25 protein-coding genes are annotated in these 26,557 nt (G+C 73.6%); 9 read left to right on the forward strand and 16 right to left on the reverse strand.

The annotated features are described in order from the left end of the window. The first annotated feature begins 18 nt into the window (after positions 1–18). The 5 genes from CP984_RS37925 to CP984_RS37945 all read left to right on the forward strand — a co-directional run bounded on the left by CP984_RS37925 (position 19) and on the right by CP984_RS37945 (position 7,404). Positions 19–3,933, forward strand: coding sequence for a tetratricopeptide repeat protein (locus tag CP984_RS37925; RefSeq protein WP_050504540.1), 3,915 nt, complete (start codon positions 19–21; stop codon positions 3,931–3,933). After that, the gene (locus tag CP984_RS37930) at positions 3,930–5,066 is read left to right on the forward strand and encodes a hypothetical protein (RefSeq protein ID WP_094777485.1); all 1,137 of its coding nucleotides are present in this window, start codon (positions 3,930–3,932) and stop codon (positions 5,064–5,066) included. Before CP984_RS37925 ends, CP984_RS37930 begins: the two co-directional genes overlap by 4 nt. Further along, the gene (locus tag CP984_RS37935; RefSeq protein ID WP_030179200.1) at positions 5,063–6,343 is read left to right on the forward strand and encodes a hypothetical protein; all 1,281 of its coding nucleotides are present in this window, start codon (positions 5,063–5,065) and stop codon (positions 6,341–6,343) included. Before CP984_RS37930 ends, CP984_RS37935 begins: the two co-directional genes overlap by 4 nt. 51 nt (positions 6,344–6,394) lie before the next feature. Continuing rightward, positions 6,395–6,649: a YbaK/EbsC family protein gene (locus CP984_RS37940; RefSeq protein ID WP_003986959.1), complete on the forward strand. Its 255-nt coding sequence runs from the start codon at positions 6,395–6,397 to the stop codon at positions 6,647–6,649. 128 nt (positions 6,650–6,777) lie between these two features. Further along, a complete protein-coding gene (locus CP984_RS37945; protein WP_030179206.1) occupies positions 6,778–7,404 on the forward strand; it encodes a ScbR family autoregulator-binding transcription factor in 627 nt (208 codons plus the stop codon). A gap of 14 nt (positions 7,405–7,418) precedes the next feature. Here CP984_RS37945 and CP984_RS37950 read toward each other — a convergent pair whose 3' ends face one another. From CP984_RS37950 to CP984_RS38005, 12 genes are all read right to left on the reverse strand, one after another. Further along, on the reverse strand, positions 7,419–8,291 hold the full coding sequence (locus CP984_RS37950; protein WP_003986961.1) for a carbohydrate ABC transporter permease: 873 nt from the start codon (positions 8,289–8,291) through the stop codon (positions 7,419–7,421). Then, positions 8,288–9,310, reverse strand: a complete 1,023-nt coding sequence (locus CP984_RS37955) for a carbohydrate ABC transporter permease (RefSeq protein ID WP_003986962.1) — start codon at positions 9,308–9,310, stop codon at positions 8,288–8,290. Before CP984_RS37955 ends, CP984_RS37950 begins: the two co-directional genes overlap by 4 nt. A gap of 58 nt (positions 9,311–9,368) precedes the next feature. Further along, positions 9,369–10,688: an ABC transporter substrate-binding protein gene (locus CP984_RS37960; RefSeq protein ID WP_030179208.1), complete on the reverse strand. Its 1,320-nt coding sequence runs from the start codon at positions 10,686–10,688 to the stop codon at positions 9,369–9,371. Then, positions 10,685–11,680, reverse strand: coding sequence for a GNAT family N-acetyltransferase (locus CP984_RS37965; protein ID WP_030417419.1), 996 nt, complete (start codon positions 11,678–11,680; stop codon positions 10,685–10,687). Before CP984_RS37965 ends, CP984_RS37960 begins: the two co-directional genes overlap by 4 nt. Then, complete coding sequence (locus tag CP984_RS37970) at positions 11,677–12,195, reverse strand: SRPBCC domain-containing protein (protein WP_003987120.1); 519 nt, start codon at positions 12,193–12,195, stop codon at positions 11,677–11,679. The genes CP984_RS37965 and CP984_RS37970 overlap by 4 nt, the downstream gene beginning before the upstream one ends. Before the next feature lie 145 nt (positions 12,196–12,340). Then, positions 12,341–13,021: an alpha/beta hydrolase gene (locus tag CP984_RS37975; protein ID WP_003987121.1), complete on the reverse strand. Its 681-nt coding sequence runs from the start codon at positions 13,019–13,021 to the stop codon at positions 12,341–12,343. Positions 13,022–13,136: 115 nt separating this feature from the next. Continuing rightward, on the reverse strand, positions 13,137–14,129 hold the full coding sequence (locus tag CP984_RS37980) for a zinc-dependent alcohol dehydrogenase family protein (RefSeq protein WP_003987122.1): 993 nt from the start codon (positions 14,127–14,129) through the stop codon (positions 13,137–13,139). Beyond that, positions 14,126–14,992, reverse strand: a complete 867-nt coding sequence (locus CP984_RS37985) for a carbohydrate ABC transporter permease (RefSeq protein ID WP_003987123.1) — start codon at positions 14,990–14,992, stop codon at positions 14,126–14,128. Before CP984_RS37985 ends, CP984_RS37980 begins: the two co-directional genes overlap by 4 nt. After that, positions 14,989–15,849, reverse strand: coding sequence for a carbohydrate ABC transporter permease (locus CP984_RS37990; protein ID WP_226048858.1), 861 nt, complete (start codon positions 15,847–15,849; stop codon positions 14,989–14,991). The genes CP984_RS37985 and CP984_RS37990 overlap by 4 nt, the downstream gene beginning before the upstream one ends. Before the next feature lie 118 nt (positions 15,850–15,967). Then, the gene (locus CP984_RS37995) at positions 15,968–17,377 is read right to left on the reverse strand and encodes an ABC transporter substrate-binding protein (RefSeq protein ID WP_030417417.1); all 1,410 of its coding nucleotides are present in this window, start codon (positions 17,375–17,377) and stop codon (positions 15,968–15,970) included. A 180-nt stretch (positions 17,378–17,557) separates the two neighbouring features. Beyond that, positions 17,558–18,319 (reverse strand): DeoR/GlpR family DNA-binding transcription regulator, encoded by a 762-nt coding sequence (locus tag CP984_RS38000; RefSeq protein WP_003981465.1) that lies wholly within the window; start codon positions 18,317–18,319, stop codon positions 17,558–17,560. A 325-nt stretch (positions 18,320–18,644) separates the two neighbouring features. Continuing rightward, the gene (locus CP984_RS38005) at positions 18,645–18,953 is read right to left on the reverse strand and encodes a helix-turn-helix domain-containing protein (protein WP_003981464.1); all 309 of its coding nucleotides are present in this window, start codon (positions 18,951–18,953) and stop codon (positions 18,645–18,647) included. 296 nt (positions 18,954–19,249) lie between these two features. Here CP984_RS38005 and CP984_RS38010 point away from each other — a divergent pair, with 296 nt between their 5' ends. Next, positions 19,250–19,723, forward strand: coding sequence for a hypothetical protein (locus tag CP984_RS38010; protein WP_129820882.1), 474 nt, complete (start codon positions 19,250–19,252; stop codon positions 19,721–19,723). 190 nt (positions 19,724–19,913) lie between these two features. Here CP984_RS38010 and CP984_RS38015 read toward each other — a convergent pair whose 3' ends face one another. Continuing rightward, positions 19,914–21,353, reverse strand: a complete 1,440-nt coding sequence (locus tag CP984_RS38015; RefSeq protein ID WP_003981463.1) for an erythromycin esterase family protein — start codon at positions 21,351–21,353, stop codon at positions 19,914–19,916. 86 nt (positions 21,354–21,439) lie between these two features. After that, positions 21,440–22,234 carry an SDR family NAD(P)-dependent oxidoreductase gene (locus tag CP984_RS38020; RefSeq protein ID WP_003981462.1) on the reverse strand — a complete coding sequence of 265 codons (795 nt, stop codon included), beginning with the start codon at positions 22,232–22,234 and terminating at the stop codon, positions 21,440–21,442. A 195-nt stretch (positions 22,235–22,429) separates the two neighbouring features. Here CP984_RS38020 and CP984_RS38025 point away from each other — a divergent pair, with 195 nt between their 5' ends. Both CP984_RS38025 and CP984_RS41660 read left to right on the forward strand, forming a co-directional pair. Then, on the forward strand, positions 22,430–22,657 hold the full coding sequence (locus CP984_RS38025) for a DUF5133 domain-containing protein (RefSeq protein WP_003981461.1): 228 nt from the start codon (positions 22,430–22,432) through the stop codon (positions 22,655–22,657). Positions 22,658–22,758: 101 nt separating this feature from the next. Then, positions 22,759–22,917, forward strand: coding sequence for a hypothetical protein (locus tag CP984_RS41660; RefSeq protein ID WP_003981460.1), 159 nt, complete (start codon positions 22,759–22,761; stop codon positions 22,915–22,917). A gap of 46 nt (positions 22,918–22,963) precedes the next feature. On the opposite strand, the gene CP984_RS38030 is transcribed toward CP984_RS41660, so the two are convergent. Then, entirely contained in the window at positions 22,964–23,302 is a 339-nt protein-coding gene (locus tag CP984_RS38030; RefSeq protein WP_030417416.1) for a hypothetical protein, read from the reverse strand. Between the two features lie 277 nt (positions 23,303–23,579). Between CP984_RS38030 and CP984_RS38035 the strand changes: the two genes are divergently transcribed. After that, positions 23,580–25,484: a sigma-54-dependent Fis family transcriptional regulator gene (locus CP984_RS38035; RefSeq protein ID WP_053806954.1), complete on the forward strand. Its 1,905-nt coding sequence runs from the start codon at positions 23,580–23,582 to the stop codon at positions 25,482–25,484. A 65-nt stretch (positions 25,485–25,549) separates the two neighbouring features. On the opposite strand, the gene CP984_RS38040 is transcribed toward CP984_RS38035, so the two are convergent. Next, the gene (locus CP984_RS38040; protein WP_100246542.1) at positions 25,550–26,497 is read right to left on the reverse strand and encodes an EamA family transporter; all 948 of its coding nucleotides are present in this window, start codon (positions 26,495–26,497) and stop codon (positions 25,550–25,552) included. Positions 26,498–26,557: the final 60 nt, after the last annotated feature.

Consider the following 26,557-nt stretch of genomic DNA (forward strand, 5'->3'; position numbering starts at 1 on the left):
GCGGCTATCGTCAGGAGTATGAGGGAGCTCGGGGGAACTTCCAACTACTCCTCAGGCGACGGATGCTGGCGGGTCCGGTTGTTCCAGGGGGAGCGCCGGGGTGCCACACCGCTCGGCGCGGGCGTGCTGCTGCCCGGCGCCCTGGTCCTCACCTGCGCCCACGTCGTCCTCGCCAGACGCGCCCCCGCCACGGACGGCCGTCCGCCCGCCCCGCCGCTGCCCCTGGAGAAGGTGTACGCCGAATTCCCCGGCGCCCCGGACGCGGTGCCCCGCCCCCTGGCGGCCGAGGTGCTCACCCGGCATCTGAGGCCGCCCACCTCCCGGTTCAGCGCCGACATCGCGCTGCTGCGGCTGGCCGAGGAGCCGCCGGTGGAGCCCGCCGTGCTGCACCGGCAGGTCCCGGCGCGCGACGAACGGGTGCACACCGTCGGCTATCCGCAGGACCTGCCCGGCGGCGAGCACATCACCGCGCGGCTCATGGGCCGCGGCGGCCCCGGCCACGAACCCGAGTGGGTCCAGCTCGACCCGGAGTCGGCGCCCTATGTGGTCCGGCACGGCTTCAGCGGCAGCGGCGTGGTGCACGGCCGTACGGGCGGCGTCATCGGCATCCTCGTCCACCAGCACGGCACCGAGCGCTTCCCGGTCCCCTCCAGCCACGCCTACATGATCCCGACCGAGACCATCCTGGCCCACCTGGCCGACGAGAAGCTGCGGCTGCGGGTCACCGGCGCGCGGGCCGTCGCGGGCTCCATCCGGCTCGTCCCCGGCGCGGCCGGCTCCGACCGGGCGCTCGGGCTGCGCCGCTGGCTCGCCCGCTGGCTCGGCGACACCGGACCGGCCACCGGCCGAGTGACGGTCACCGGCCGGGGTACGGTCACCGGCCGGGGCACGGCCGGAGAGGGCAGCGCGGGCCGGACCGCGGGCACGGGCAGCGGCGCGGTACCGCGCCGCGGCTCGCCGGTGCGGTCCGACGGCGTCCGCGGCACCCCGGGGCGCCACCGTCCGGACAGCCCGGCCGAGACCGTCGAGCTGGCCTTCGTCGCCGACGACGAGCACGACGCCCGGACCGCGCTGCACTCCGCGCTGATCCTGGCCGACCGGGAGCGCAATCCGTGGCCGCTGCGGCGTGGCGGGGCCACCGAGCCGCGGGCCGGCTCGATCGACATCGCCCTGGACGCGACGGGCTGGACGGCCGGCCAACTGGTCCGGCGCATCGCGGTCCGGGCCGGCCTGACCACCTCCAAGGCACCGGCCGGCGACACGGTCGAGATCACACGGCAGATCGCCGAGCAGGCCCCGCCGCTGTCCGCCGCCTTCCTCTCCGTCGACCGGCTCGCCTCGGCCGACGAGCCGGTCCTGGTGCTGCTGCGCGCGCTGCTCACCCCGGGACACAGCCGCCTCCTGCTCGTCTTCCGCGACCCGCGCGCACCGCTGCTCGCCCGCGTCGTCCGCGAACTCCTCGACGACCGCTGGGCCAGCCGCCACGAAGCGGCCGTCGCCGCCCGGCTGACCGTCCTGTCCGGCCTGGAGGAGCAGTACCGCCGGCTGCGGGGCACCCGCGCCGGGCCGGAGGACGCCGACGGATACGCACCGACGCACCGGCAGCTCGCCGCGAAGCTGGCGGAGCTGCGCCAGGGCGGCACCCTGAAGAACAGCGCGGACGCCGCGTACCGGCTGTTCCGGATCGGCATCGCCGTCGAGGACGCCCTCCAGCGCCTCGACCTGCCGCGCGCCCCACGCGGTTACGTCGTCCTCCCGCCCGGCGACGGCCTGACCGACCTCCCGCACGTCACCGTCGGCAACCCGGACTCCCTCGTCGAGCCGGAGCCCGACCCGGCCCCCGCGCCGTGCGCGGCGGACGGCCCCGTACCGCTGCTGCTCCCCGCACGGCGGCCCGGCCTCGTCCGCGGCCAGGAGCTGCACCAGCAGTACCGCGTCGTCGGCCGCCTCGGCCAGGGCAGCTACGGACAGGTGTACCTCGCCCGCGACCGGATGCTCGCCGAGCGGCCGGTGGCCCTGAAGGGCGTACACGATCCGGACGACGCGCGGGCCGTGGAGGAGGCGGGCCGGGAGCGCCTGCGGCTGGTCGGCCTCAACCACCCGTCGATCATCAAGGTGTTCAACTACGCCCGGCAGCCCGGCCCCGCGGACGGCAACCTCAGCTTCATCGTGATGGAGTTCGCCGACGGCGCGCCGCTGCGCTGGGTCGCCGACCGGATCGCGCGGCGCGCCGAGCCCTTCCACGACCACCGGGTGCACGAATTCATCGCGGTCTACGGACTGCTCATCCTGGACGCGCTGACCTACCTCCACGACGAGCGCGGCCTCGTCTACGGCGACCTCTCCCTCACCAACATCATCCACTGCGGCGCCGGCATCAAGCTCATCGACGTGGCCGGTGTGCGCCCCATCGGCACCTCGGGCCCCGTCACCTACCCGGCGCCCGAACTGCACAGCTCCACCGCCATGACCGTCGCGGCCGACCTGTACGCGGTCGGCGCCGTGCTCGGGGAGCTGGTCGCCCGGGTCCCCGAAGCTCCCCCGGGCCTCGGCACGCGCTCCCTGGAACGGGTACTGGCGCGGGCCACCGCCCCGCGCCCGGAGGAGCGCTTCGCCGACGCCCGCGAGATGTCCGTACAGCTGCGCGGTGTGCTGCGGGAGCTGCGCTCGCTGCGGCTCGGCGAGGAGGCCGCCTTCGAGCCCTCCTCGCTCTTCGCCGCAGCGCCCGCCGCCCTCGACGGCGAGCTGGGCAAGGCACCGCCGCTCGGCCAGTGGCGGGACGGCAGCAACGTCAAGCGCGGGCTGACGGCCCGGCCGCCCACGCCCGCCGAGGTCGCCCTCGGCCTGCCGGTCCCCAAACCGGACATCGCCGACGGAAACTGGACGGAACTGCACCGCACCTCCTACGACGACCCGGTCGGCCTGCTCCAGCTCAGCGACGCGTGGAAGGAGTCCCCCGAGAAGGCGCTGCTGCACTGCCGGCTCCACCTGGAGATCGCCCGCGACCACCCGGAGGCGGCCGCGGGGGAGCGGATCGCCGCCGGGGCCGAGCTGGCCCGCGCCCGCACCGCCGTCGGCGAACTCGCCGCGTACGACTGGCGCCTGCACTGGCACGAAGGGCTGCTGCACCTCGTGGACGACCGGGTGCCGGCGGCGCTGGAGTGCTTCGACCGGGTCTACGAGGCGATCCCGGGGGAGTACGCGCCGAAGCTGGCCCTCGGCTACTGCCACGAGGTCCTGCGCGCCCCGAAGGAGGCCGTGGCCCTGTACGGGGCGGTCTGGCACCGCAACCACGCGCTCGGCAGCGCCGCCTTCGGCCTGGCCCGCATCCACCTCGCCGACGCCAAGCCGCAGCTCGCCCTGGACTGCCTCGAAGCCGTCCCCGCCGACTCGCGGCACCGCACCGCCGCCCGGACGGCCATGGTCCGCATCCTCGCGGCCCCGCCCGCCGACGGCGGTCCGCCCACCGTGTCCGCCGCCCGGCTGGCCTGGCTCGCGCTGCACCGGCTCACCCTGAGGGAGGGGCTGACCGACCGGCACGCCCAGGACCGGCTCCGCGTCGACCTCCTGGAACTGCTGCTCCTGCTCGTCACCACCGCGCCCGCGGCGGAGCCCGGTCCGCTGGGCGCGCTCTGCGCGGAACCCGACATCCAGGCCGAGAAGATCACCGTCCCGCGTACGGAGCACGCGCTGCGCGAGGAGCTGGCGGCCGGCTATCTGCGGCTCTTCGAACAGCTGCCGCCCGCCGCCCGCGCCCGGGACCGGGCCCTGGCCGAGGCCCTGCTCGACAACGCCTACCGCACCCGCCCCATCGGCTTCCGGCACCGCCGCGGCGACCAGCGCCCCCGCTGGTTCCGCCGCGCGAGCCGGTACGGACGGTCCGGTGAGGCCCTTCCCCCGTACGACGACACCGCGAGCGAGGGGGCCCGATGAGCGGCCACGGCAGCGGATCACCGGGACGCGGCGCGCCGCCCGTGGACCCCCCGGCCCGCAGGCGGCCGCTCCGCGCGCTGTGGTGCTGGTCCTCGGGGCGCGACCCGGTGCGCGGACGCAAGCACACCGGCAGGTTCCTGTTCAGCCGGATGCTGATGCTGCCCGCCCTCACCTTCACCGTCCTCGCCCTCGCCGGCACCGCGTACTTCGACGTCCACGGACGTACGGAGGACCTGCGCGGCCGTTACGCCCCGGCCCTCGTCGAACTGGCCCACACCCGGGTGTCGTTGTCCCTCGCCCAGGCCGAGGCCGAACGCCGGCTCGGCGCGGACGACGGCGAACCCCTGCCGCAGACCGACCTCGTCGGGCTCGGCGAGCGCTATCCGTCCCTGGTCACCGCGGCGTCCCAGAGCCTCAACAACGCCGTGCAGACCGGGGCGCTGAGCAAGGCGCAGGAGCAGGAGGTCCGGGTGGTCTCCGGCCTGGTCGTCGCCTACGACGACTGGATCAAGTGGGCCGACAGCCACCACGACAGCCGGCCGCTGCGCAGGGCCGGCATGGAGTACGCGACGACCCTGCTGCGCACCGGCTCCACCGCCGTCCTGAACCGCATCGGCGTCCTGGAGACCGACCTCCGCGCCGCCGTCGCCGATCTGTCGGGCTGGCGCGCCATGTTCGCCGTCACCGCCTCGGCGGCGCTGCTGGCCGCCCTGGTCCTCGCGTTCGTCTTCGTCGGCCTGCTCGACTACGTCCGCGCCCGCCTGCGCGTCCGCAGCCCCCTGCTGGCCCTGTACGCACTGCCCGTCCTGCTGGTGTTCGGCGTGCTGTGGTCCGGGGTCACCGTGCAGCACGGCGCCCAGCAGGACGTGGAACGCTCCACCGCCCGGCTCGGACGGATATCCGTGCCGCGCGCGGCCGGACCGGAGCGGACCGAAGGGGCGGACGGTCCCGACGCCGCGATCGAGAAGGTGGACGCCGACCTCGCGGGGCGGCTGCGCGGCACCCACCCGGGCGCGTGGGTGCTGGCATCGGTGCTGGCCCTGGTCGTGGGCGCGGCGGGCGCCGTGGGGTGCGGCCTGACGCTCCGTCAGTACGGCCGCGAACACTGGAAGATCGACTGGAGGTCCGCATGAGAAGCCCGCGCCGGATGCTCCGCCCCGCCCTGGCCTGCTGCCTGCTGGTCACGGCCGCCCTGCTGCCGGCCGGCTGCTCGTCCGAGGAGGACCGGACGGTGGTGGTCCTGGGGCCGTGGACGGACGAGGAGGAGCGGCCGTTCGTCGAGACGCTGAAGGAGATCGGCAAGCGCACGGGCCATACGTACGTCTACGAGGGCACCCGCTCCCTCACGGAGACCCTGGCGACCCAGCTGCGCACGGACTCGCCGCCCGACGTCGCGATCCTCAACGGACTGGGCGAACTGTCCGAGTACGCGCGTGAAGGCTCCGCCAAGCCCCTCGCGGAGGATGTGGCGGGATTGGCGCTCGGCCCGTGGGCCCAGCGGATCACCCTGAAGAACCAGCAGGGCGAGTGGCGCCAGCACTCCTACTGGGTGCCGGTGCGGGTGGACCTCAAGAGCATCGTGTGGAGTCGGCCCGGCGACCGCCGGACGGCCGCGCACCCCCGCTGGTGCCTGGGCATGGCCTCCGGCGCGACATCCGGCTGGCCGGGCACGGACTGGGTCGAGGACCTGCTGCTCCAGAAGTACGGCCCGACGGTGTACGACGCGTGGGCCACCGGCGACCTGCCGTGGACCAGCACACCGGTGCGGCGGGCGTGGCAGGCGTGGCGGGACCTGCTCGCGAAGGACGGCCCGAAGGCCGCCGAGAACGCGATCTCCACCGGATTCGAGTATCTGGGCGACGGCCGGTACGGCCTGCTGAACTCCGGCCGATGCACCCTGGAGCACCAGGGCTCCTTCATCCGCCGCCACTACGCCGACGATGTGCTGCCCGCGCCCACCCACACCTTCGTCCCCGGCCTCCCGGCCGACCGCCGCGCCTTCGAGGTCTCCGGAGACATGGCGGCCGTCTTCCGCCCCAGCGCCGCGGCCTGGGAACTGCTGGCGGCGCTGACCTCGCAACCGGCCCGCGGCGAGTGGGCCCGGCTGGCGCGCCCGGGGGAGCGGCCCTTCTTCTCCGACGGCAGTACGGGCAGCGGTCAGCTCTCGGCGAGCACCGCGGCGGTGCAGAAACTCTTCCGGGCCGCGGACAAGGTGTGCTTCGACGCCTCCGACGCGATGCCGTCGACCTTGCGCGGCGCGTTCCAGCGGGCCGTATTGGAATTCCTCCAGGACCCGCAGGACGCCCGCCTGCTCGACGGCCTGCTGCGGCAGCTGGAGGCGGAACGCCTGACCCAGCACCGGGCCGGCGCCTTCGCGCTGGAGCACCTGTGCGGGCGCCTCGGCGACTGAGCCCCCGGTACGGGCCGCCCCCGCCAGGGGGCCGCGCCGGCGCCCGCCGCGGTGGCCGCCGAGGAACTGCTGGGCTGTCCGGTCGGCACCATCGCCAACAGCCTCGTCTTCGAGGCCACGGGGCAGGTGGTGGGCGGGGTGGCTCCTGTCGGGCATCCCGCGCCGCTGCGGACCTTGGTGGACACCGCGCCGGCCGGGTACGACCGGGTGTGGGCCGGTGCCGGGCTGCCGCACACGATGTTCCCCACCACGTTCGAGGAGCTGCCGGCCATGACGGAGGGGGAGGCGCTGTCCGTGGGCGCCTGACCGGGCCCGGCCGTCCGCCCGGAGAGCCCCGGGAGATCCGTTGACGTGATCCAGATCACGGGTGGCGTCGGTACCGGGTCGGCAGGGGACGCGTTTTCTTCGTACCATTCACGTGTTTGCCGAGGGAAATGGTGCGGTCAGTGCAGGAGCGGGCGGTCAAGACGCGGGAGGCAATTCTCCGGGCGGCTTCCGAAGTGTTCGACGAGTTCGGGTTCAGTGGCGCGAGCGTCAGCAAGATCATGAAGCGGGCCGGGGTCACCCAGGGCGGGATGTACTTCCACTTCGCGTCCAAGGAGGCCCTGGCGCACGCCGTCATGGTCGAGCAGGGCAACGGGCTGGAGCTGCCGCCCGGCGAGGACGGCCTCCAGCGGCTGGTCGACATCACGCTGTACCTCGCCGGTGAGCTGCAGACCAACCCGGCGCTGCGGGCCGGCGTACGGCTGGCGATCGAGCAGGGCGAGTTCGGGGTGCAGGACGACGCTCCGTACCAGTACTGGGTGCAGGAGTTCGCCGGGCAGCTGCGGGCCGCGCGGGACAAGGGGGAGCTGCAGCCGGAGGTGGACGTGGACGACCTGGCCTGGATGCTGGTCAGCTCGTACTCCGGTACGCAGCTCCTGTCGCAGATCTCCACCGGCCGGGCCGACCTGCACCAGCGGGTGATCACCCTGTGGCGGTACCTGCTGCCGGGCGTCGCCGTGCCCGACGTCAAGGCGCGGATCACCTTCGCGGAACAGCGCGACGGCACCGCTGCCTGAGCGTCCCGGCGGCCCTACTTGAGGCCGCTGAGCATGACACCCCGGATGTAGTGCTTCTGGAGCAGCAGGAACAGCAGCAGCACCGGCAGCACGCTCAGCATGAGCCCGGCCATCATGACCGGCACCATGCGGTTCGGGTCGAGGTAGCTCTGCAGCGTCTGGATGCCCACGGGAAGCGTCATCAGCCGGGGGTTCGCGGTGGAGACCAGCAGCGCCCAGATGTACTCGTTCCAGGCGCCCACGAACGTGAGCAGCGCGAGCGTCACCGCCACCGGCCGGGTCTGCGGTACGACGATGCGCCACCACACGGTGAACTCCCCGGCGCCGTCGATGCGCGCCGCCTCCAGCATCTCGTCCGGCACGGACACGATGAACTGCCGCATCAAGAAGATCCCGAAGCCGGACACCAGGAACGGCATGACCAGGGCGGCGAGGCTGACCGTCAGCCCGGCCCCGCCCTCGCCGAGCAGGCCGTTGCCGCCCGCCAGCGGCCAGTGCACCAGGATCAGGAAGTGCGGGATGAAGAAGACGAACGGCGGGAACATCATCGTCGCGAGCACCAGCCGGAAGATCACATCGCGGCCCGGGAAGCGCAGCTTGGCCAGGGCGTAGCCCGCCAGCGAGGACGTCAGCAGCACCGAACCGGTGATCACCGCGGTGGCGACGACGCTGTTGCGGAACAGCAGCGGCAGGTCGAGCCGGACGAACGCCTCCCGGTAGTTGGACAGGTCGAACGCCTCGGGGAGGAAGCGGTAGGGCAGCCTGCCGTACTCGCCCGGCCCCTTGAACGAGGTCAGCAGCATGTCCAGGAACGGCACCACCGTCACCACCGCGCCCAGCCCCACCAGCAGGTACGACAGCCAGGGAACCCGCCCGCGCCGCCTCATCCGTCCGCTCCCTTGCGCCGGAACAGCCACAACTGCGCCAAAGTGATCACCAGGATGAGGACGAACAGCACGAGGGCCGCCGCGCTCGCCGAGCCCCAGTCCCCGTACGTGAACGCCCGCTGGTACATCTCCAGCGCCGCCACGTTCGTCGCGTCGCCCGGACCGCCCTCACCGGTCATGACGATGATCAGCGCGAACGACTGGAGGCCGGTGATGAACTGGGTCACGCACACGAACAGCAGGGACGGCCGCAGCAGCGGCAGCGTGATGCGCGTGAAGACGGTGAACGGCCCGGCGCCGTCCAGCTCCGCCGCCTCGTAGTAGACGTGCGGGATGGCCTTCAGGCCCGCCGTGAGGATCAGGATCGCGGAACCGAGGGAGGCCCACGCCTGGACCACCACGACCGACGGGAGCGCCGTCGCCGGGTCTTGGAGGAAGGCCACGGAGCGCAGCCCGAGCGCGTTGAGCACGCCGTTGACCAGGCCGCCCGGCTCGTACATGTATTTCCACACATTGCCGACCGCGACCACGGTCGTCACGATCGGCAGGAAGTACAGCGTGCGCCAGAACCCCTGGAAGCGCAGGTGGGTGATGCAGTGCGCGACCAGTACGGCGCCGGTCAGCGCCAGGGCCACGGTGCCCAGCGCGTACAGCAGGGTGTTGGTCAGGACCGGCGTCAGGAAGGACGAGCCGCGGGCGAAGAGGGCGGCGAAGTTGTCCACCCCCGCCGGCCGTATGTCGGCCAGGTCGAAGCCGGCCCAGCGGGACAGCGACAGCAGCACCGCGAACAGCAGCGGCAGCAGGAGGAAGACCGCGAAGAAGGCGAGGCTGGGGGCGAGGAAGAGGTAGGCGACGGCGGTCTGCCGGCAGCGGTAGCGGGTCCGGCGCGCGGCGGGGCGGGCGCGGTCCCCGGCCGTACGTACGCTCCGTCCGCCCGCCGCACGGCCGCGGCCTTCGGCTCTGCCCGGGCGCTCGGCCTCGCCGCCGTCGCCGTCCGCGCTTGTGACGGTTGTCGCCATGCAGCACCAGCCTTTCGGGACGGGCGGACCGATCGGGGCCCGGGGGAGGGGCGCGCGGTCAGCGGGAGAGTTCCTGGTCAACCTGGCGTACGGCATTGCGCACGGCCGCGTCCGGCGGGTGGCGGCCGGTCCACATCTCCTCGATGTTCTTGCGCAGCAGCGCCTTGGCCTTCTGCGCGCGCGGCCCGTTCGGTTCGGGCGTGGCGTAGTCCAGCGCGTCGACGAACGGGCCGAGGTTCGGGTCGCCGCCGGCGGCCAGCAGCGCCCGCATGTCACCGGTGCGGCCGGTCATCGTGCCGACGGACATCTGGAGGACGCTCATCCGCGTGGCCCGTACGGCCGCGGCCCGGCCCGCCCGGGGACCGGCCGGCACCACCTCGTCGTTCAGCCAGCGCAGGAACTCCCACGCCTCCCGCGGATGCCGGCTCTTCGCGTTGACGCCCAGCAGGAAGCCGGTGGTGACCGTGCCCCGGTTGCCGGGCGCGGGGCCCGGCACCGGCGCCACCCCGACATCGCGGTAGTCCCGGCCCATCGTCTGCTTCAGGCTGCCGGTCCACCACGCGCCGCTGACCGCCATCGCCACCCGGCCGGCGGGGAAGGCTTTCAGCAGGTCGATGCCGGGGTCGCTGGCGCCCCGGTCGATCAGCCGCCGCTCCAGCGCGAAGACGGCGCGTCCGGCGGGGGAGTCGAGGGCGCTGCGCGTACCGTCCGGCTGGAGGAACGATCCGCCACGGGAGGCCAGCAGCGCCAGCGTCTGGTTCACCACCGTGGAATCGTCCGTCCGCGACAGCCCGAAACCCTGCACGAGCGTGTTGCCGTGCCGGTCGCGCCGCGCGGTCCGGTACGCGGCCTCCTCCAGCTCCCGCCAGGTGCGCGGCGGCCCGGCCAGTCCGGCCGCGCGCAGCAGCCGCTTGTTGTAGTAGAGCGCGTACGACTGCACCTCGGTGGGATAGCCGACGGGCCGGCCCCGCACCGAGGCCGCCCGGACCGCGGGCCGGGCGAAACCGCGCTCGATACGGGCGGTGTCCTCGGGCGGCGCCGGCCGCACCACCCCCGCCTGCGCCAGTTGCCCGGCCCACAGGCTGTACGGGTGGATGATGTCCGCGCCCTGCCCGGCGGCCTGCCGCACCATCAGGGTGGTCAGCAGATCCTGGAAACGGACCGCCGTCGTCCGTACGTGCACCCGGTCGTGCGCCGCGTTCCACTCGTCCACCACGCGTTGCAGCGCCGACTTCAGCGGATCGGTCGCATAGTGCGACAGCAGCGTGAGCACGATCGGGTCGCCCGGACGCCCGCTGCCACCCCGGTCGGGGGCGCCGCAGCCCGCCGCGCTCACCGCCGCTCCCGCCAGCCCCGCCAGGACCCGGCGCCGCCTCATGGCCGTACCTCCCGCCGTAAGACCTGGAACCTGCGGGTCGTGGCGAACCCCGCCGACCGGTAGAGATGCCCGGCCGGGCTGCCCTCGCCGGTCCACAGGAACCAGGCCCCGTGCGCGTCCGCCGCCCGCATCCGCTCCAGCGTCAGGTGCAGCAGCACCTTGCCCAGGCCGGTGCCGCGCTGGTCCGCCCGTACGCCGAACGGGCCGAACCGCTCGGCCAGCCCCTCGTACGCACCGTGCATCGCCCACCCCACGGCCTCACCCGCCGGATCATGGGCCGAGACGATGCGGTCCAGGGGCGCGCCGGTGTCGAGCGCATGCCGGATCGTCTGCGGCCAGTCCGGGCCGAACTCCGCCTCGGCCAGCCGCAGCAGCCCCACCAGGTCGTCGTCCCGAGGCGTGCCGAAGCGGTAGCCCTCGGCGGCCAGCGCGGCGGCCCGCTGCCGTACCGCTTCGGGCATCCGGTAGCCGACCAGGCCGCGGTCCATCGCGACGGCTTCGAGCCGGGGCGCGAAGCCCAGGCCCGTCAGCAGCCGGGCGGCCTCCGGATAGGCATCCCGGTCCAGGCCGGGGAGGAAGTAATGCGGGGTGTACGAGGCGAAGTCGACGCGAGTGCGGCCGTGTCCGGCGAGCCAGTCGAGAACGCCGGTGAGCAGCCGCCGCCCCAGCCCGGCACGGCGGACAGCCGGATCCACAAAGAAAAACGGAATCCAACCCTGCTCAGGCTCCAGACCATCCCCACCCACCGCCACCCTCCGCCGCACCCCGTACGCGGCACCGACCACCTCGCCGTCCCGAACGGCGACGCGCAGCCCCGCCGGATCGAAGTTCGGATCAAGCAGGACGTGGCGGCGGAAGCGCTCCCGGGTGACGGGGTCGTAGGGGACGCTACGTGCCCATGCCGCGACGAGCGGGGCGCCGTCGCCGGGGGCGAAGGGGCGTACGTGGGGGTGGGTGGTCCCACCCCCGACATCGCTCCCCGCCCCGCTCACCGTTCCCGTCCCACGCTCGCGGGCGGGCCTTCCTGTGGGCCGAGGAGGGGTTCGAACGCTGCCACGTAGCCGTCGAACAGGGGTTGCCAGGCCGGGGCCCGCGCTGGGCCGTCGGTCAGTTTGGCGAGGCAGACCTGCCAGCCGGCCGCGTTCAGGGCCGCCGTGCCGGGAGTGGCGCGGTAGGAGAAGACGAGGTGGGTGCCGCCGTCCGGCCGTGGTGACAGCTCGAACCGCAGCGCCTCGCCGTCCCAGGTGTACGCCAGCAGGCGGGGCCGGTCGGATTCGAGGACCTCGCCCGTCGGCGCCGGGCCCTCGGCCCCGGGAAAGGTGAACGTCAGCGGAGCGCCGGCGGCCCACGGCTCCGTACCGCCGGCGGCGATCGCGCTCGGGAACCAGCCGGCCAGCTCCTCGCGGTCCGTCAGCGACCGCCATACCGCCTCGGGCGGCCGGGGGAGCACCCGCTCGAAGCGGAGCACCGGCCGGGCGCCTTCCAGGTACAGCGTCGCGTCGTCCATCGGCGTCCTCTCGTCCATCCCGTACGAGCCGGCAGGGCCATGGTCCCCGCCATCGGTCCAGGCTCCAACACCTCCCGCACCACAGCCCTGAAGGACGTGCACACCGACGGCGATCGGCCGCCGTCAATCCCCCGATTGGGTCCGCTCACCCCCCGCTCAGCCGCATCACCCGCTCCGCCAGCTCCCGGGGACGGGCGAGCAGCGGGAGATGGCCGCCGTCCATCTCCTCCGGCTCGATGCCCAGCCGCTCCCGCACCAGGCCGCGGAGCCACGTGGCGGGGAAGAGCCGGTCGTCGCGGCAGAGCAGGAACGAGGTCGGCACCTCCGGCCAGCGGGCGAGCGGCCACGGCTGCCCGAACGGGCCGCCCGACTGTACGCGCTCCCGCGAAGCCGCCTCGGCCGCCAGCTCCGGGGGCACGTCGTGGTAGAAGAGCACATTCTCGTCCGGCGGGCCGCCGTCCAGCCGCTCCCGCTCGGCCATCAGCGCGCTGTGGCCGGTGTTCTCCCACCAGTCGCCCGGCGGCTCGCCGGGCGCCGGCACCATCGCCGCCACCAGCACCATCCGCTCCACCGGTATCCGCCCGCACACCAGCGGCGCGGTGAACGCGCCCAGCGAATGCGCGACGAGGACGACGCCCGGCCGGTCGCCCACGGCCCGGACCACCGCGTCGGCGTACTCCGCCAGGCCCGCCGACGGGTCGTCGTTCGGCAGGTCCGCCGCGATCACGTCATGGCCGTGGCGCCGCAGCTCCGCCGCCACCCGGTGCCAGTGCCAGGGCACGCCCCCGGCCCCCGGGATGAGTACGTAACACTTCCGGTCCGTCATGCCCCTCGGCCCCCTTCGGCGCGGGGCCCGGACCGCCACCGACAGCTCTCCGGGCCCACACCCGCATCATGCCGCAGGGGTCTGACAACGGCCTTGGATCAAGGCGTGACCTGGGTCAGGGCGTGACCTGGATCTTCCGTCCCTGCCCCGCCTTGAAGCGGTCCATCGCCTCCGCGTAGCGGTCCAGCGGCAGCCGGTCGCTGATGAAGATCTCCGGGTCCAGGACGCCCGCGGCGAACAGCTCCGCGGCCCGCTCGTAGCTGTGCAGCACCGCCATCGAGCCGGTGATGGTGATCTCCTGGTTGTAGATCCGGTACGGCTCGATCGTGGCGCGCGTCGCGTAGTCGGAGACGCCGAACTGGAGGAACGTGCCGCCCTTGCCGACGCGGCCCAGCCCGTCCTGGATGGCGTGCGCGTTGCCGGTCGCGTCGATGACCACCTCCCAGCCGCGCGGCCGGTCCAGCTCGTCGGCGGAGGCGGCCGCGTTGCTGCACCCCAACTGCCGTGCGGTCTCCAGGCGTTGCGGGTTGACGTCGAGCATGTCGACGCTCGCCGCGCCGGTGCGCTTGGCCAGTTCCAGCATCATCAGGCCCATCGTCCCGGAACCGTAGATCAGCACATGGGTGCCGAGCTGCTGGGAGCGCAGGATGTCGTAGCCCCGTACGGCGCAGGACAGCGGCTCGATGAGGGCCGCGTCCTCGGTCCGTACGTGCTCGGGCAGCTTCACGCAGTTCGCGGCGGGCGCGACGGCGAACTCCGCGGCGCCGCCCGCGGTCGTCACGCCGATGGCGGCCCACCGCTCGCACAAGTTGTTGCGTCCGATGCGGCAGTAGTGACACGTGTGGCAGTACAGGGACGGATCGACGGCGACCCGGTCGCCCTCGGCCAGTCCGGTGACCCCGGCGCCCAGGGCGACGACCGTACCGGCGAACTCGTGACCGGGCACGACGGGCAGCGTCGGCGCGAACTCGCCCTGCAGAATGTGCAGGTCGGTGCCGCACAGTCCGCAGCCCGCCACATCCACGACGACCTCACCGGGCCCGGGCGCCGGATCGTCGACGGTGGTGATCTCGACACGGCCCGGGGCGCTGATCACTGCGGCCTTCATTTCACGGCTCCTAGGGAGAGGCCCTGGACGAGCTTGTCCTGGGCGGCGAACCCGGCGGCGAGCACCGGGAGGGAGATGACGGTGGCGGCGGCGCACACCTTGGCCAGGAACAGGCCCTGGCTGGTCACGAACCCGGTCAGGAAGACCGGGGAGGTCCCGGCGACGATGCCGGTGAGCACCCGGGCGAAGAGCAGCTCGTTCCAGCTGAAGATGAAGGAGATCAGCGCGGTGGCCGCGATGCCGGGCAGCGCGACCGGCGCGACGATCCGCACCAGGGTCGTCGGCAGCCCGGCGCCGTCGATGGACGCCGCCTCCAGGATCTCCACCGGCACCTCGGCCAGGAAGGAGCGCATCATCCACACCGCGATCGGCAGGTTCATCGAGGTGTAGAGGATGACGAGCAGCCAGATGTCGTCCAGCATGCGCACGTTCTGGGCGATGAGGTAGACCGGCAGCAGCCCTGCCACCAGCGGCAGCATCTTGGTGGACAGGAAGAAGAAGAGCACATCGCTCCACTTGCGCACCGGTTTGATGGACAGCGCGTACGCCGCCGGTACGGCGAGCGCCAGCACCAGCAGCGTGGACGCCACCGAGGCCGTCAGCGAATTCAGCAGCGGCGGCCAGGGGCTGACGCCGGTGCCCGCGCCGAAGAACTCGCGGTAGCCGTGCAGCGTCAGCCCGGCGCCGACGCTCGGCGGGTTGGTGGCCGCGTCCGCCTCGCTGTGGAAGGAGGTGAGCACCATCCACGCGACCGGCAGGAAGAAGGCGATGCCGCAGAGCCAGGCGGCCAGGCCCAGCAGGCTCCCGGTGCGCCGGCGGCGCCGTTCGGCGGGGGCGACGGCCCGTACCGTGGTCGCGCTCATCGGGTGATCTCCTCACGGAGCAGGGACGAGACGGTGCGCAGCGCGAAGGTCGCCACCAGCAGGGAGCAGACCACGACCACGACGCCCTGCGCGGAGGCCCGTCCGTAGTCGTGCGCCTGGTAGAAGGTCTGGTAGATGGTGTACGGGAGGTTGCCGGTGCCCAGGCCGCCCGAGGTGATGGTGAACACCGCGTCGAAGTTCTGCACCACGTAGATCGTGCCGAGCAGCGCGGCGAGCTCCAGGTAGCGGCGCAGGTGGGGGAGGGTGAGGTAGCGGAACACGTCCCAGGTGGAGGCGCCGTCCACCCGCGCCGCCTCGACGGCGTCGGCGGGCCGGCTCTGCAGTCCGGCCAGCAGGATCAGCATCATGAACGGCGTCCACTGCCAGATCAGCGCCACCTCGACGGCTGCCAGCGGCGAGGTGGTCATCCAGTCCGGCTGCGGCGGGTCGGCGCTGCCGAACAGCTTCCATATCCAGGTCAGCGTTCCGTTGATCAGCCCGTACGAGGCGTTGTAGAGCGCGTGCTTCCACAGCAGCGCGGCGGCGACCGGTACGACCAGGAACGGGGTGATCAGCATCGTACGGACGACGCCGCGTCCCGTGAACTTCCGGTCCAGGAGCAGCGCGAGCCCCAGCCCCAGTACGAGGCTGACCAGCACGACGGTCACGGTCAGCAGGACCGTCGTCCAGATCGCGGAGCGCATCGCGGGGTCGGTGAAGACGGCCTTGTAGTTGTCGAAGGCGGCGAAGCCCCGGTTGTCGGGGGCCAGCGCGTTCCACCGGACGAAGGAGATGACCACGGTCGCCACGAAGGGCAGCTGGGTCACCACGATCAGGAAGACCAGGGCGGGCAGCAGCGGCGCGCGGCGGGCCCAGGCGGCGGCGCGACCGGGGGCGCGGGCGCCGCCGCGCGGCCGGGCGGCGGTGGCGCCGGGGCTCCGCGTCCCGCTCAAACCGCCCCGCTCGTCCCGGGTCTCAACGCTTCGCGTAGGCACGGGCCACCTCCTCCGCCAGCCGCTGGCTCTTGTCGAGGGCCTCGGACACGCTCTGCCGCCCGGCGATCGCCGAACTGACCTCGTGCGAGACCTTGGTGCCCAGATCGGAGAACTCGGGGATGCCGACGAACTGGATGCCGGGCGCGGGCCGCGGCTGCACCCCGGGGTCGTCGGGGCGCGCCGAGGCGATCGCGTTCTTCGTCGCCGCGGCGAACGCCCCGGACTGCCGCAGGTAGTCGGGGTCGCGGTAGGTGGAGGCGCGCTTCCCGGCCGGCACCTTCGACCAGCCCAGCCGCTCGCCCACCAGCCGCTCGTAGCCCTTGCCGGACGCCCAGGAGATGAATCTCCAGGCGGCGTCCTGGTGGGTGCTCGCCTTCTGCACGCCCCACGCCCAGGTGTAGAGCCAGCCCGAGCTCGCCGTTCGCTCGACCGGCGCGGGTACGTAGCCGACCTTCCCGGCGACCTTGGAGTCACCGCTCTCCAGCGACCCCGCGCCGGCGGTCGCGTCGTACCACATGGCGACCTTGCCCTGCTGCATGTCGTTCAGGCACTCGGTGTACCCGGCCTGCGGGGCGCCCGCCTCCCCGTGCTCGCGCAGCAGGTCGACGTAGAAGCGGGTGGCGGCGGTGAACTCCGGGCTGTTGACGCGGGCCTGCCAGTCCTTGGTGAACCATGTGCCGCCGAAGGTGTTGACCACCGAGGTCAGCGGCGCCGCGAGCTGCCCCCAGCCGGGCTGGCCGCGCAGGCAGATGCCCTTCATGCCGGGCCGCGCGCCGTCGAGCTTCGCCGCGAGCGCCGCGACCTGCTTCCAGGTGGGTTTCGCGGGCATCGTCAGCCCCGCGTCCCGCAGCACGTCCTTGCGGTACATCAGGAACGACGACTCCCCGTAGAACGGCTCGGCGTAGACCTTCCCGTCGGCCGCGGTCAGCGACTTGCGTACGGGGGCGAGCAGATCCGCCTGGTCGAAGGAGGTGTCCCGCGCGGCGCGTTCACCCAGCGGGCTCAGCCAGCCGTTGCGGGCGTAGATCGGGGTCTCGTAGTTGCTGAGGCTGGCCACGTCGTACTGGCCGGCCTGGCTGGAGAAGTCCTGGCTCATCTTGTCGCGCAGGTCGTCCTCGGGCAGCACGGTGTAGTTGACCTTGATGCCGGTCTGCCGGGTGAAGTGCTCGGCGGTCAGCCGTTGCAGGTCGGCCATCTGCGGGTTGTTCACCATCAGGACGTTGATGGTGTCCCGGCCCTCGTTGCCGAGGTTGCCGGCGCCGCGGTAGCAGCCGCTGAGGACCAGCGCGGCGGCGACGGTGGCCGCCGCCCATCCGATCGGGCCGCGGCGCCCGGGGCGTACGGCGGACCGCTCACCGCGAACGGTCCGTCCGGGGGATCGTGCTCGCACGGCTCAACACCTCTCTGCTGGAAGAACTCGCCGGCCGGGGCGACCCGCCGGGCGCGGTCGCGGGCACGGCGGACCGCCGGCCCGCACGCCGGCTCCCGTGCGGCCCTGGTGTGCGGGTGGTCCCGCCGTGGTGTGGTCACGCCCGTACAGGCGCGGATTCTCTTCGGGTACGCGCCCCGGTCAGACCCGGAGCACCTGCGGCCCCAGCAGCGTGTACCGGTGGGCCTCCGGCGCGGAGAGGCCGGTGTCTGTGACGATCGTGTCCATGTCGCGTACGGCGGCGAACCGGCAGAAGCTGCTCGCGCCGAACTTGCTGTGCACCCCGATCAGCACCCGCCGCCGCGACGAGCGCACCGCCTGCGCCTTCACCTCGGCGACGGTCGGGTCGGGCGTGGTCAGGCCGTGTTCCCGCGAGACCCCGTTGGCCCCGAGGAACGCCAGGTCGATGACGAAGCCGGCGAGCATGTCCCGGGCCCAGGACCCCACCGCCGCCTGGGTGCCGGACCGCACCCGCCCGCCGAGCAGCAGCACGGTGACCGCGTCGGACGCGGAGACCAGCGACGCGGTGCGCAGCGAGGAGGTCACCACGGTCAGCTGCCGGTCCGTGGGCAGCAGCATCGCCACCAGCTCGGGGGTGTACCCCTCGTCGACGAAGACCGTCTCGGCCTCGCCGACGAGCTGGACGGCGGCGGCCGCGATGCGCCGCTTCTCCGCCACGTGCTGGGTCTCGCGCCGGGCCAGCGTCGTCTCGAATCCGGCGCTCTCCACCGGGTACGCGGCCCCGTGGGTGCGCCGGACCAGGCCGCGCCGTTCCAGTTCGCTCAGATCACGCCGTACGGTCTCGCGCGCCACCCCGAACTCACCGGCCACGTCCGTGACGTCCACCCGTCCGGCCTGACGGGCCAGCACGAGGATGCGGTGCTGGCGTTCCTCGGCTCTCACGGCGCACTCCTGCTCGGTTCCCTCGGTTCCACGGCGTTCCGTTCGGTCATCGTCCTGCCCGTTTCTGCCCGGCACCAGGTTTATAGCAAGCGGCCGGGCGCGTTCCGATGCCCGTAGCGGCAGAAAACCCGCCCGTTTCTGCCTGCTTGCTCGGCCGTGTTCCCGGGCCGGGGCGCCGCGCCCCTGCCCGTTCGCCTCTCCGGCGGGCCCGCACACCGGTACGCGGCCCCCGGGACCGCTACGCGGCGGATGGCTTGGAGGTGTGCCGCGTACGGCCTGAATCCGACGCATGACGGACGGACCGGACCCGGCGGCGGCCCGGGGCTCAGCCCAGGATCAGCCGCTCGGTGTCGAAGTCCGCGATGACCTCCAGCCGGCCGCTGAGAGCCGCCACATAGGCGGCGAGCGTACGCACCTCGACGGCGCCGGGCTCGGCCTGCTCCAGCGCCGCCACACGCTCGACGGGCACGCCCATCAGCACGGCCACCTGACGCTGTGTCAGGCCCCGGCGGCGGCGTACCGAGGCCAGCCGCTGCGCCCGGTTGCGGGCCACCAGCAGGGCCGCGCCGTCCTGCCGCTCCTCCTCGGTCCCGGGATACCAGTCGCGGAAGGTTTCCCGGCTGCCCGCGAACACCGCGTCCTCCGCGCCGGGCTCCCGGCCCCGCCGCTCCCTCCTGGCGAGGCGTTCGCGGGCGAGGGGCAGGGCGTGCTCGTACCAGTCCCACCACTGGCCGCGGTCCGCGCCGAACCGCGAGCAGCACCACGGCGCCGGCCTGCGCCGTCCCGGACTCCGCGGCCTCGACCGTGCACAGCACCCGCAGGTCCCGGCCGGTCAGCGCGGCGAGCCGCAGTTCGTACAGTTCCGTCGCCGACGGCCGTACGCCCAGCGGCGCACGCACCTCGTGCTCCAGCCGCTGCGCCCCGTCGGCCATGTCGCGCGCTTCGGTGCGGGCCGCGACGACCGTGCTGTCCGCGACGGCACGGGCCGCCGCCGCTCCCTCGCCGGGCGGCCCGTCCAGCTCGGTCAGCGCGTCGTGGACGTCCTGCTGGGCCCGCCCGGCGTGCTGGACCGCCTCCACGCCCCGCCTGCGGGCCAGGAAGAGGTCGACCTTGTCCTGCACCCGCCGGCTGATCCCGACGAGGTCGGCCTCCCGCTCGCGGACACCGGCGGACGACTCGCCGAGCAGCGCCTGCCGCTGCCGTACCGTCGTGCGCCGCTCCTCCGCCTCCTCGGCGAGGTCCTCCCGGCCGGAGCCCGCGGCCCGCGCCCCCAGCTCGGCCAGCCGCCTGGCCTGCCGCCCCAGTTCGCCGATCTGCCGGTCCAGCTGCCGCCGCGACGCCTTCACGTCGGCCACCGCCCGCCGGATCTTCATCAGCAGCGCGAGCTGGCGCCGGTACCAGTAGTCCAGCGCCTCCCGCGGCTCGCCCGCCCGCAGCGCGACACCCACCGGCGCCACCAGGGGCGGCCCCAGCCGCAGGCCCTCGGCCAGCAGCGCGGTGACCGCTTCCCCGACGAGCCGGGCCGCCCGGGGATCGTCACGGCGCAGGCCGTTCAGCCGGCTCCGTGCCTCACGTGTCAGTACCAGCCCGTACGTCATGGCGGCCTCACTCCCCGACGACCCGTGCGAGAGTCCAGGCTTCCACTCTGCCGTTCCGACCGGCCCCTGTCCCCGCAACGGGCGGAACGGGGCGGCCGGCGGGGCGGCCAGAACCCGAGGTCGTCGGCGACGGTGGAGGCCGGGACGCTCAGGACGCCGTCGAAGGCGTCGAGCACGGGGGTGTGCAGGTAACCGCTGTGCATGCGGATACGGTCGGGGCCGCCCGGCCCCTGGTGCCCGCGCAGCCCGGCGAGGGCGATACCGGACCCCAGCCCCGCGTCCGCGACGGCGGCTTCGAGGCTGCCGGGCTCGGGCGGGGCCAGCGGGGTGTCCTCGACCCGGAAGCCGAAGGTGGTGTCCTCGTCGAGGTGCATCTCGGCGGTGTGGCCGCCGACGCTGGTCATGGCGAGGGCGAAATAGTCGTCGCCCAGCGCGTGGTGCAGATGATGGCCCATGGGGAGCGACGTGAGTCGGCCGTCGAAGAACACCGGGGTCCGCTGGATGTGGGCGTTGTGCGCGGGCAGCACGACGCGCGTGCCCGGCGGGGTGTGGTCCAGGAGCCAGCGCACCGAGTCGGCCATGAACACCTCGCGGGCGGAGGCGTCGGCCACCGCGCCGCGCCCGGCGTACAGCTCCGCCATGGCACGGAACTGGTGGTCGGTGTGGCACGCCGCCTCGGCCCGGTGCAGCGCGACGTCGTACTCCCACCGGCCGCCGCGCTCGACGTACAGCGGTTCCATGGCCCGCAGCCGGGTGCGCAGCCGCGTCAGCAGCGCGCTCAGGGCGTCCTGTTCGGCGGTGTCCAGCCGGGACCAGGCCGGCGCGGCGAGCGCCATCGACGCGCCCGCGAACCGGTCGGCGATCTTCATCGCGTCCTGGACCAGCGGCAGGCCGTCCGGATCGACCTCGCGGAGGTACTCGGCCACCGGCGCCAGGGCCGGGAGCAGCGAGCCCCCGGCCTCGGGCACGTCGACACCGGCGAACCGTACGGGAAGCGTGGCCGTCCGGTTGTAGCGGCGCAGCCAGTGCAGCGGACCGGAGAGCCCGATCGGGATGGCGGCTCCGGTCTGCCGGTCGAAGTCCTCCTCCGTACCGGCCCCTTGGACCCAGGCGTCCAGCGCGACGCCCTCGCTGAAACCGAACTCGAAGGCCAGGGCGGTGAAACCGCACCGCTGGACCAGGAAACGCAGCACGCGTTCGCGGGCCAGCCCGAATTCCCGGATGAAATGGGAATTCTCGCCGAGCGCGACGACACGGGCGTCACCGATCAGCGCCCGCAGCGGTTCCAGGTCGTCGAGCGGGGCGTCGGGGTCGAGGGTTTCGAGCACGGCGGCCCGGTCCCGCAGCCGGCCGGTGAACGGGCTCCCGCCGCTCCCGCCGCCGGAATTCCGCTCCCGGTCCTCGGCCCGGTTTCGGTCGTGACTTCTGTCGGGCATGCCGGATGCTCACTTTCTCGCGGGCGGGGAAACCGGGGGCGGAATGACGTACGGATCGGGCAACGGAGCGCGGGACGGCAGCGGGCTCAGGGAAGGATCGAGTCCACGTATCCGCCGTCCACACGCAGCGCGCCGCCCGTGGTCGCCGAGGCCTGCGGCGAGCTGAGGTACACGACCATGTTGGCGATCTCCTCGGGCTCGATGAGGCGTTGCAGCAGCGACTGCGGGCGGTGCAGGCGCATGAATTCGCGCTGGGCAGCGTCCCACGGAAGATCGCGGTCGACCAACTGATATACGAAGTCCTCGACGCCGCCGGTGTGCGTCGGCCCGGCGATCACTGAGTTCACGGTGACACCCGTCCCGGCGGCCTCCTTGGCGAAGCCGCGCGAGACGGCCAGCAGCGAGGTCTTGGACATACCGTAATGGATCATCTCGGCGGGCACCACGACCGCGGAGTCGCTGGCGATGTTCTGTACGCGCCCCCAGCCGCGCCCCTTCATCCCCGGCAGGTACGCCCGGATCAGCCGGACGGCGCTGAGCACATTGGTCTCGAAGTAGGTGCGCCACTCCGCGTCCGTGATCTCCAGGGCCGGACGCGAGCCGAAGATGCCGAGGTTGTTCACCAGGATGTCGGTGTGCGGCACGGCCGACAGGAGGTCCCGCGCGCCGCTCTCGGTGGCGAGGTCGGCGGTGACGCCGGAGACCTCCGCCCCGGGCACCGCCTCCCGCAGCTGCCCGGCGGCGGTGTCGAGCCGCCCGGTGTCGCGTCCCGTGAGCACGACGCTCGCGCCCGCCCGGGCGAGGCCGGTGGCGATGGCGTGGCCGATGCCCTGGGACGAACCGGTCACCACGGCCGTCCGGCCGGAGAGGTCGATGTGCATGTCCGTGCTCCCTTCGCTGTGGCGTACGTCTGCTGCCAGCATCGCGGGTGCGGTGCGTCCGGTGTGCGGGGCGCGCGGGACACGAGGTGAGCTGTGGGGCGTGTGATGTATCTCCTTCGGCGTGGGCATGGCGAGCCGTGAGACGGGTAGCCGCTGCCGTGAGACAGGGCACGAGTGTGATGGGAGGAGAAGAGGATGTTGTTGGCGCACCCGGTGGTGTTGGGTAACCTCGTCGATCAGTACGAGACACTGCGGGTGCTGCGTGCCCAGGACGGCAGTCCTGAGCTGCGGCGGCGGATGGACGATCTCGCCTACTCGCTGTGTATATCCACCGGAACGAAGGACGTTGATGCGGCACTGGTCGCGGCCAGGCACCGGCTGCCCGGCACGGGCGTGCGGGAGGACTCCCTCCTCGCCGTCTGAAGCGCCGTCCGCCCGGCGTTCCGGCGTCGTTGTAGATCCCGCATCCTCCCTCGCCGCGGGCGAGGGCCGGTGCGGCTGAACCGTTCGAGGACTGACCCCACATGACCGCTGCCCGCCTGCCCGCAGGACCGCCGATCTACGACAGTCTCATCGAGAAGCACGGCGATGTCCTGGCCCAGGTCCGCCAGGTAGCCAAGGAGACCGAGCGCGAGGCCGACGAACTGCTGGACTGGAGCGAGCTGCGCTCCGGCCGGGACTGACGGGCCGTACGCCGGACAGCGGGCCCGCCGCCCGGGCGGGCCCGGCTCAGTTACGGCCGCCGCCGTCCTGCGGCGCCGCGAGCCCGGGCAGCAGATGGCGGGTCAGGTCGCCCAGCGCCTCCACGGTCACCAGACTGGCCTGCACGCGGTGCAGGGACTGGGCGAGACAGGTGTGGGCGCCCGCCACCGTCTCGTGCGCGGTGTCCCGGATCTCGCCGATCAGATACTCCAGTATGTCCAGCGCGTCGAACAGCTCGGTCAGCGCGGATCGGTTCGCTTCGGTGATCCTGAGCGCGTACCGGTCGAGGGGCCGGCTCGGGTCGAGGGTGAGCGGACGTCCGTCGCAGCACAGCGTCACGGTCGGCTCCTGCGTCCTGGGCGGCATGGGCGGTCCTCGCGCGGGGGTGGGGTGCGGGTGCGGTCGTCCGCGGCGCCCGGAGTCGCCGGACCGCGCTCAGAAGTACAGCACGCCCCCGGTGGCCGTGATGTCTCACTCTGAGACGGTACGGCGCCAACCGCCCTTTGCTGAGCGGCCCTTCGGCCTGTCGTGACACGGCCGTGAGCGTCGCGGCGCGATTGGGCGCGGCGGCGGGGATCGCGGTCCGGGCCCCCGGGGCATGACTGCCACCATGGATTTCCGGGACGCTTCCGATCGGGCGGTCATGCGGGCACGCGAGCGGGCGCTGAGCGGCGCCCGGGAAACGGCGACGCCGCGCGGACCGCAAAGACGCGGCACGGCCGCCGCCGCGTCCGGCGTTCCGCACCCGCAGACCAGGGACCGCATCCTCAGCTCCTGGGAGCGATGCCGCCGGCACGCCGTCGACGCCGACCGGCTGCACGTACCGCACCTGGAACAGCACATCGACTGGGACAGCCGCCTGCTGGCCGCTGCGGCACCGGTGCTCGACCGCGTCGGGGAACTCCTCGCGGACTGCACGGCCAGTGTGGTCCTCGCCGACGCCGCGGCCCGCGTCCTGACCTGCCGGGGCGGCGACCCGGCCGTGGTCCGCCTGATGGACCGGGTGCACCTGGCACCGGGTTTCAGCTACGCCGAAGAGGCCGTCGGCACCAACGGGATCGGCACCGCGCTGGCCGAACGGCGCCTGAGCACCGTCTTCGGCCCCGAGCACTTCGCCGAACCGCTCCAGCGCGCCGCGTGCGCCGGCATTCCCGTACGCAACCCGCTCACCGGGCGCCAGGAAGGCGTGGTCAACCTGACCTGTCTGCGGCAGGACGCCTCGCCGCTGATGGCCGCGGTGGTACGGCGGGCCGCCGCCGACATCGAGGAGCGGCTGCTCGACCGCTACTCCGGCGGTGAACGCGCGGCCCTGGACGCCTTCCTCGCCGCCGTGCGCCGCACCAGCGGCCCGGTGGTCCTCGTGACCCCCACCCTGCGGACGGCCAACACCGACGCGGTCAGTCTCCTGGAGCCGCAGGACCTGCGCCAGTTGGGCGCGCTGGCCGCCGACCTGCTGGCCGCGCCGCCGGGCAGCCGCAGGCAGCGCGTCGACGCGTCGCTGCGGCTGGCCTCCGGTCCCGACGTACGGGCCCGCTGCACCCTGATCGGGCCGCCGGACCGGCCGGTCGGCTGCCTGGCCGGTGTGACGATGCCGGAGGCCCGTACCGCCACCGCCGCACCGGGACGGACGTCCGCCCCGCAGGCCCCGGCACACCGGCCCCCGGCGGCGCTCCCGGCACTGCTGCCGGGCCTGGCGGGCAGCTCGCCGTCCTGGCGTTCCGCGAGCCGGGACGTCGCGTCCGCCTGCCGGCAGCGGCTGCCCACCCGGGTGGTGGGCGAGGCGGGCGTCGGCAAACTGGCGCTGGTGCGCGCGGCCCACCACTGGGTACGGCCCGGGGCCGCCCTGCGTGTCCTGGACCTGGCTACCACCCAGCGCACCCCGCATGTGCTGGCCCGTACCGAGGAAGCCCTGCGCGACGAGGACGGCACGGTGGTGCTCCGGCACCTGGAACTGGCCGGCCGGGAGCTGACACACCGGCTGGAAGCGCTGCTCGTCGGGGCCCGCCGCAACCGGGGCGCCGGTCCCTGGGTGGTCGGCCTCCACACCGTCCCCGGACCGGGCCCGGTTGCTCCCGCCGCGCCCGCGGGCCCGGTGCCCCCGGCGCTGGACAGCGCCGTCTTCCCGTGCACGGTGGCGGTGGCGCCGCTGCGCTACCGCCCCGAGGACATCCGCGAACTCGTCCCCGCGCTGCTGGCCCGGCACGGCCGCGGCGGCACCGTGTCCTGCACTCCGGCGGCGCTCCAGGTCCTCACCCGCTTCGACTGGCCCGGCAACGTACGGCACCTGAGCCAGGTGCTCCAGCAGGCGGCACGCGGGCGCCGCCAGGCCGACCTCCAGCCGCACGACCTCGCACCCGAGTGCCACAGCACCTGCCGCCGCACCCTCACCCCCTGGGAAGCCGCCGAACGCGACACGATCGTCCGGGCCCTGCACGACACCGCGGGCAACCGCGAAGCGGCGGCCCGGCAGTTGGGCATCTCGCGGGCCACCATCTACCGCAAGATCCGGCTTTACGGCGTCACGGTGGCGCCCGCGAGAGCCCGGTGAGGAGAGGGGGGCCGACTCCCGTACAGGCAGGCCCGTTTCGGGACGGCCCATACAGGAGAGCCCGTTCAGGACGGCTCCGGGCGCTGCCCGGTGGCGACCACGCCGGCCGAAGCGGCGGCGATGCACCCGATCGCCGCCCACTGCACCGCCGTCAGCCACTCCCGCAGGAGCAGCAGCCCGGCCAGGCCCGCCACGACCGGCTCCAGACTCTGCAGCACACCGACCACCCGCACCGGCAGCCGGCGCAGCGCCGTGAACTCCAGGGAGTACGGGACCACCGCCGAGAGGAGGGCGACCCCCAGCGCCATGGCAAGCGTCGACGGCCCGGTCAGCCGTGCCGCGCCGCTCTCCACCAGGCCGTACGGAACGGTGAGCACGGCCGCCCACGCCACCGCGAGGGCCAGCGGCCCGGCGCCGTGCGAGCGGGCGCCCGCCCGGCGGCTCAGCAGGAGATAGCTCCCCATGGCCGCGGCGGACGCCAGCGCGTAGGCCAGACCGGCCGCGGGCAGGGAACCGGCCGCACCCGGGGCCGCGAACAGCAGGACGCCGGCCACCGCCAGTACGCCCCACAGGGCGTCGCGCCACCGCCGTACGGACCCGAGCGCGATCGCCAGAGGACCCAGCAGTTGCAGGGTCACGGCGACTCCCAGCGGCAGGTACGCCATCGCCGAGTAGACCAGGTTCATACCGGCGATCGACGTACCGAAGGCGAGGACCAGCAGCCGGTCTCCGCGTGCGGCGGGCAGCCGGGGGCGCCGCCACAGGAGGAGGACCACGGCGGCGAGGGCCAACCGCAGCGCCACCACGCCCCACGGTCCGCCGACATCGTCTATCAGCCCTTTGCCGAGGGCCTGGCCGAGCTGCACGCACACCACGCTGCGCAGCACGAACACCGGCGCGGGCGGGCCCGGCCGCCGCGGTCGTACGGCCGTCGGGTCCGGCCCGGCGGTAGCTCCCGTCTCCGCCGGCACATGGCCCGCGTCCGTCCCGGCACTGCTTCGCTGTGACGCCATGAACCCAGCGTGCGTCCGGCGATCGTGCGGGTCCATCGCAGAATTTCGCACGGCATCGTG

The organism is Streptomyces rimosus, assembly GCF_008704655.1.
Lineage (GTDB): Bacteria > Actinomycetota > Actinomycetes > Streptomycetales > Streptomycetaceae > Streptomyces > Streptomyces rimosus.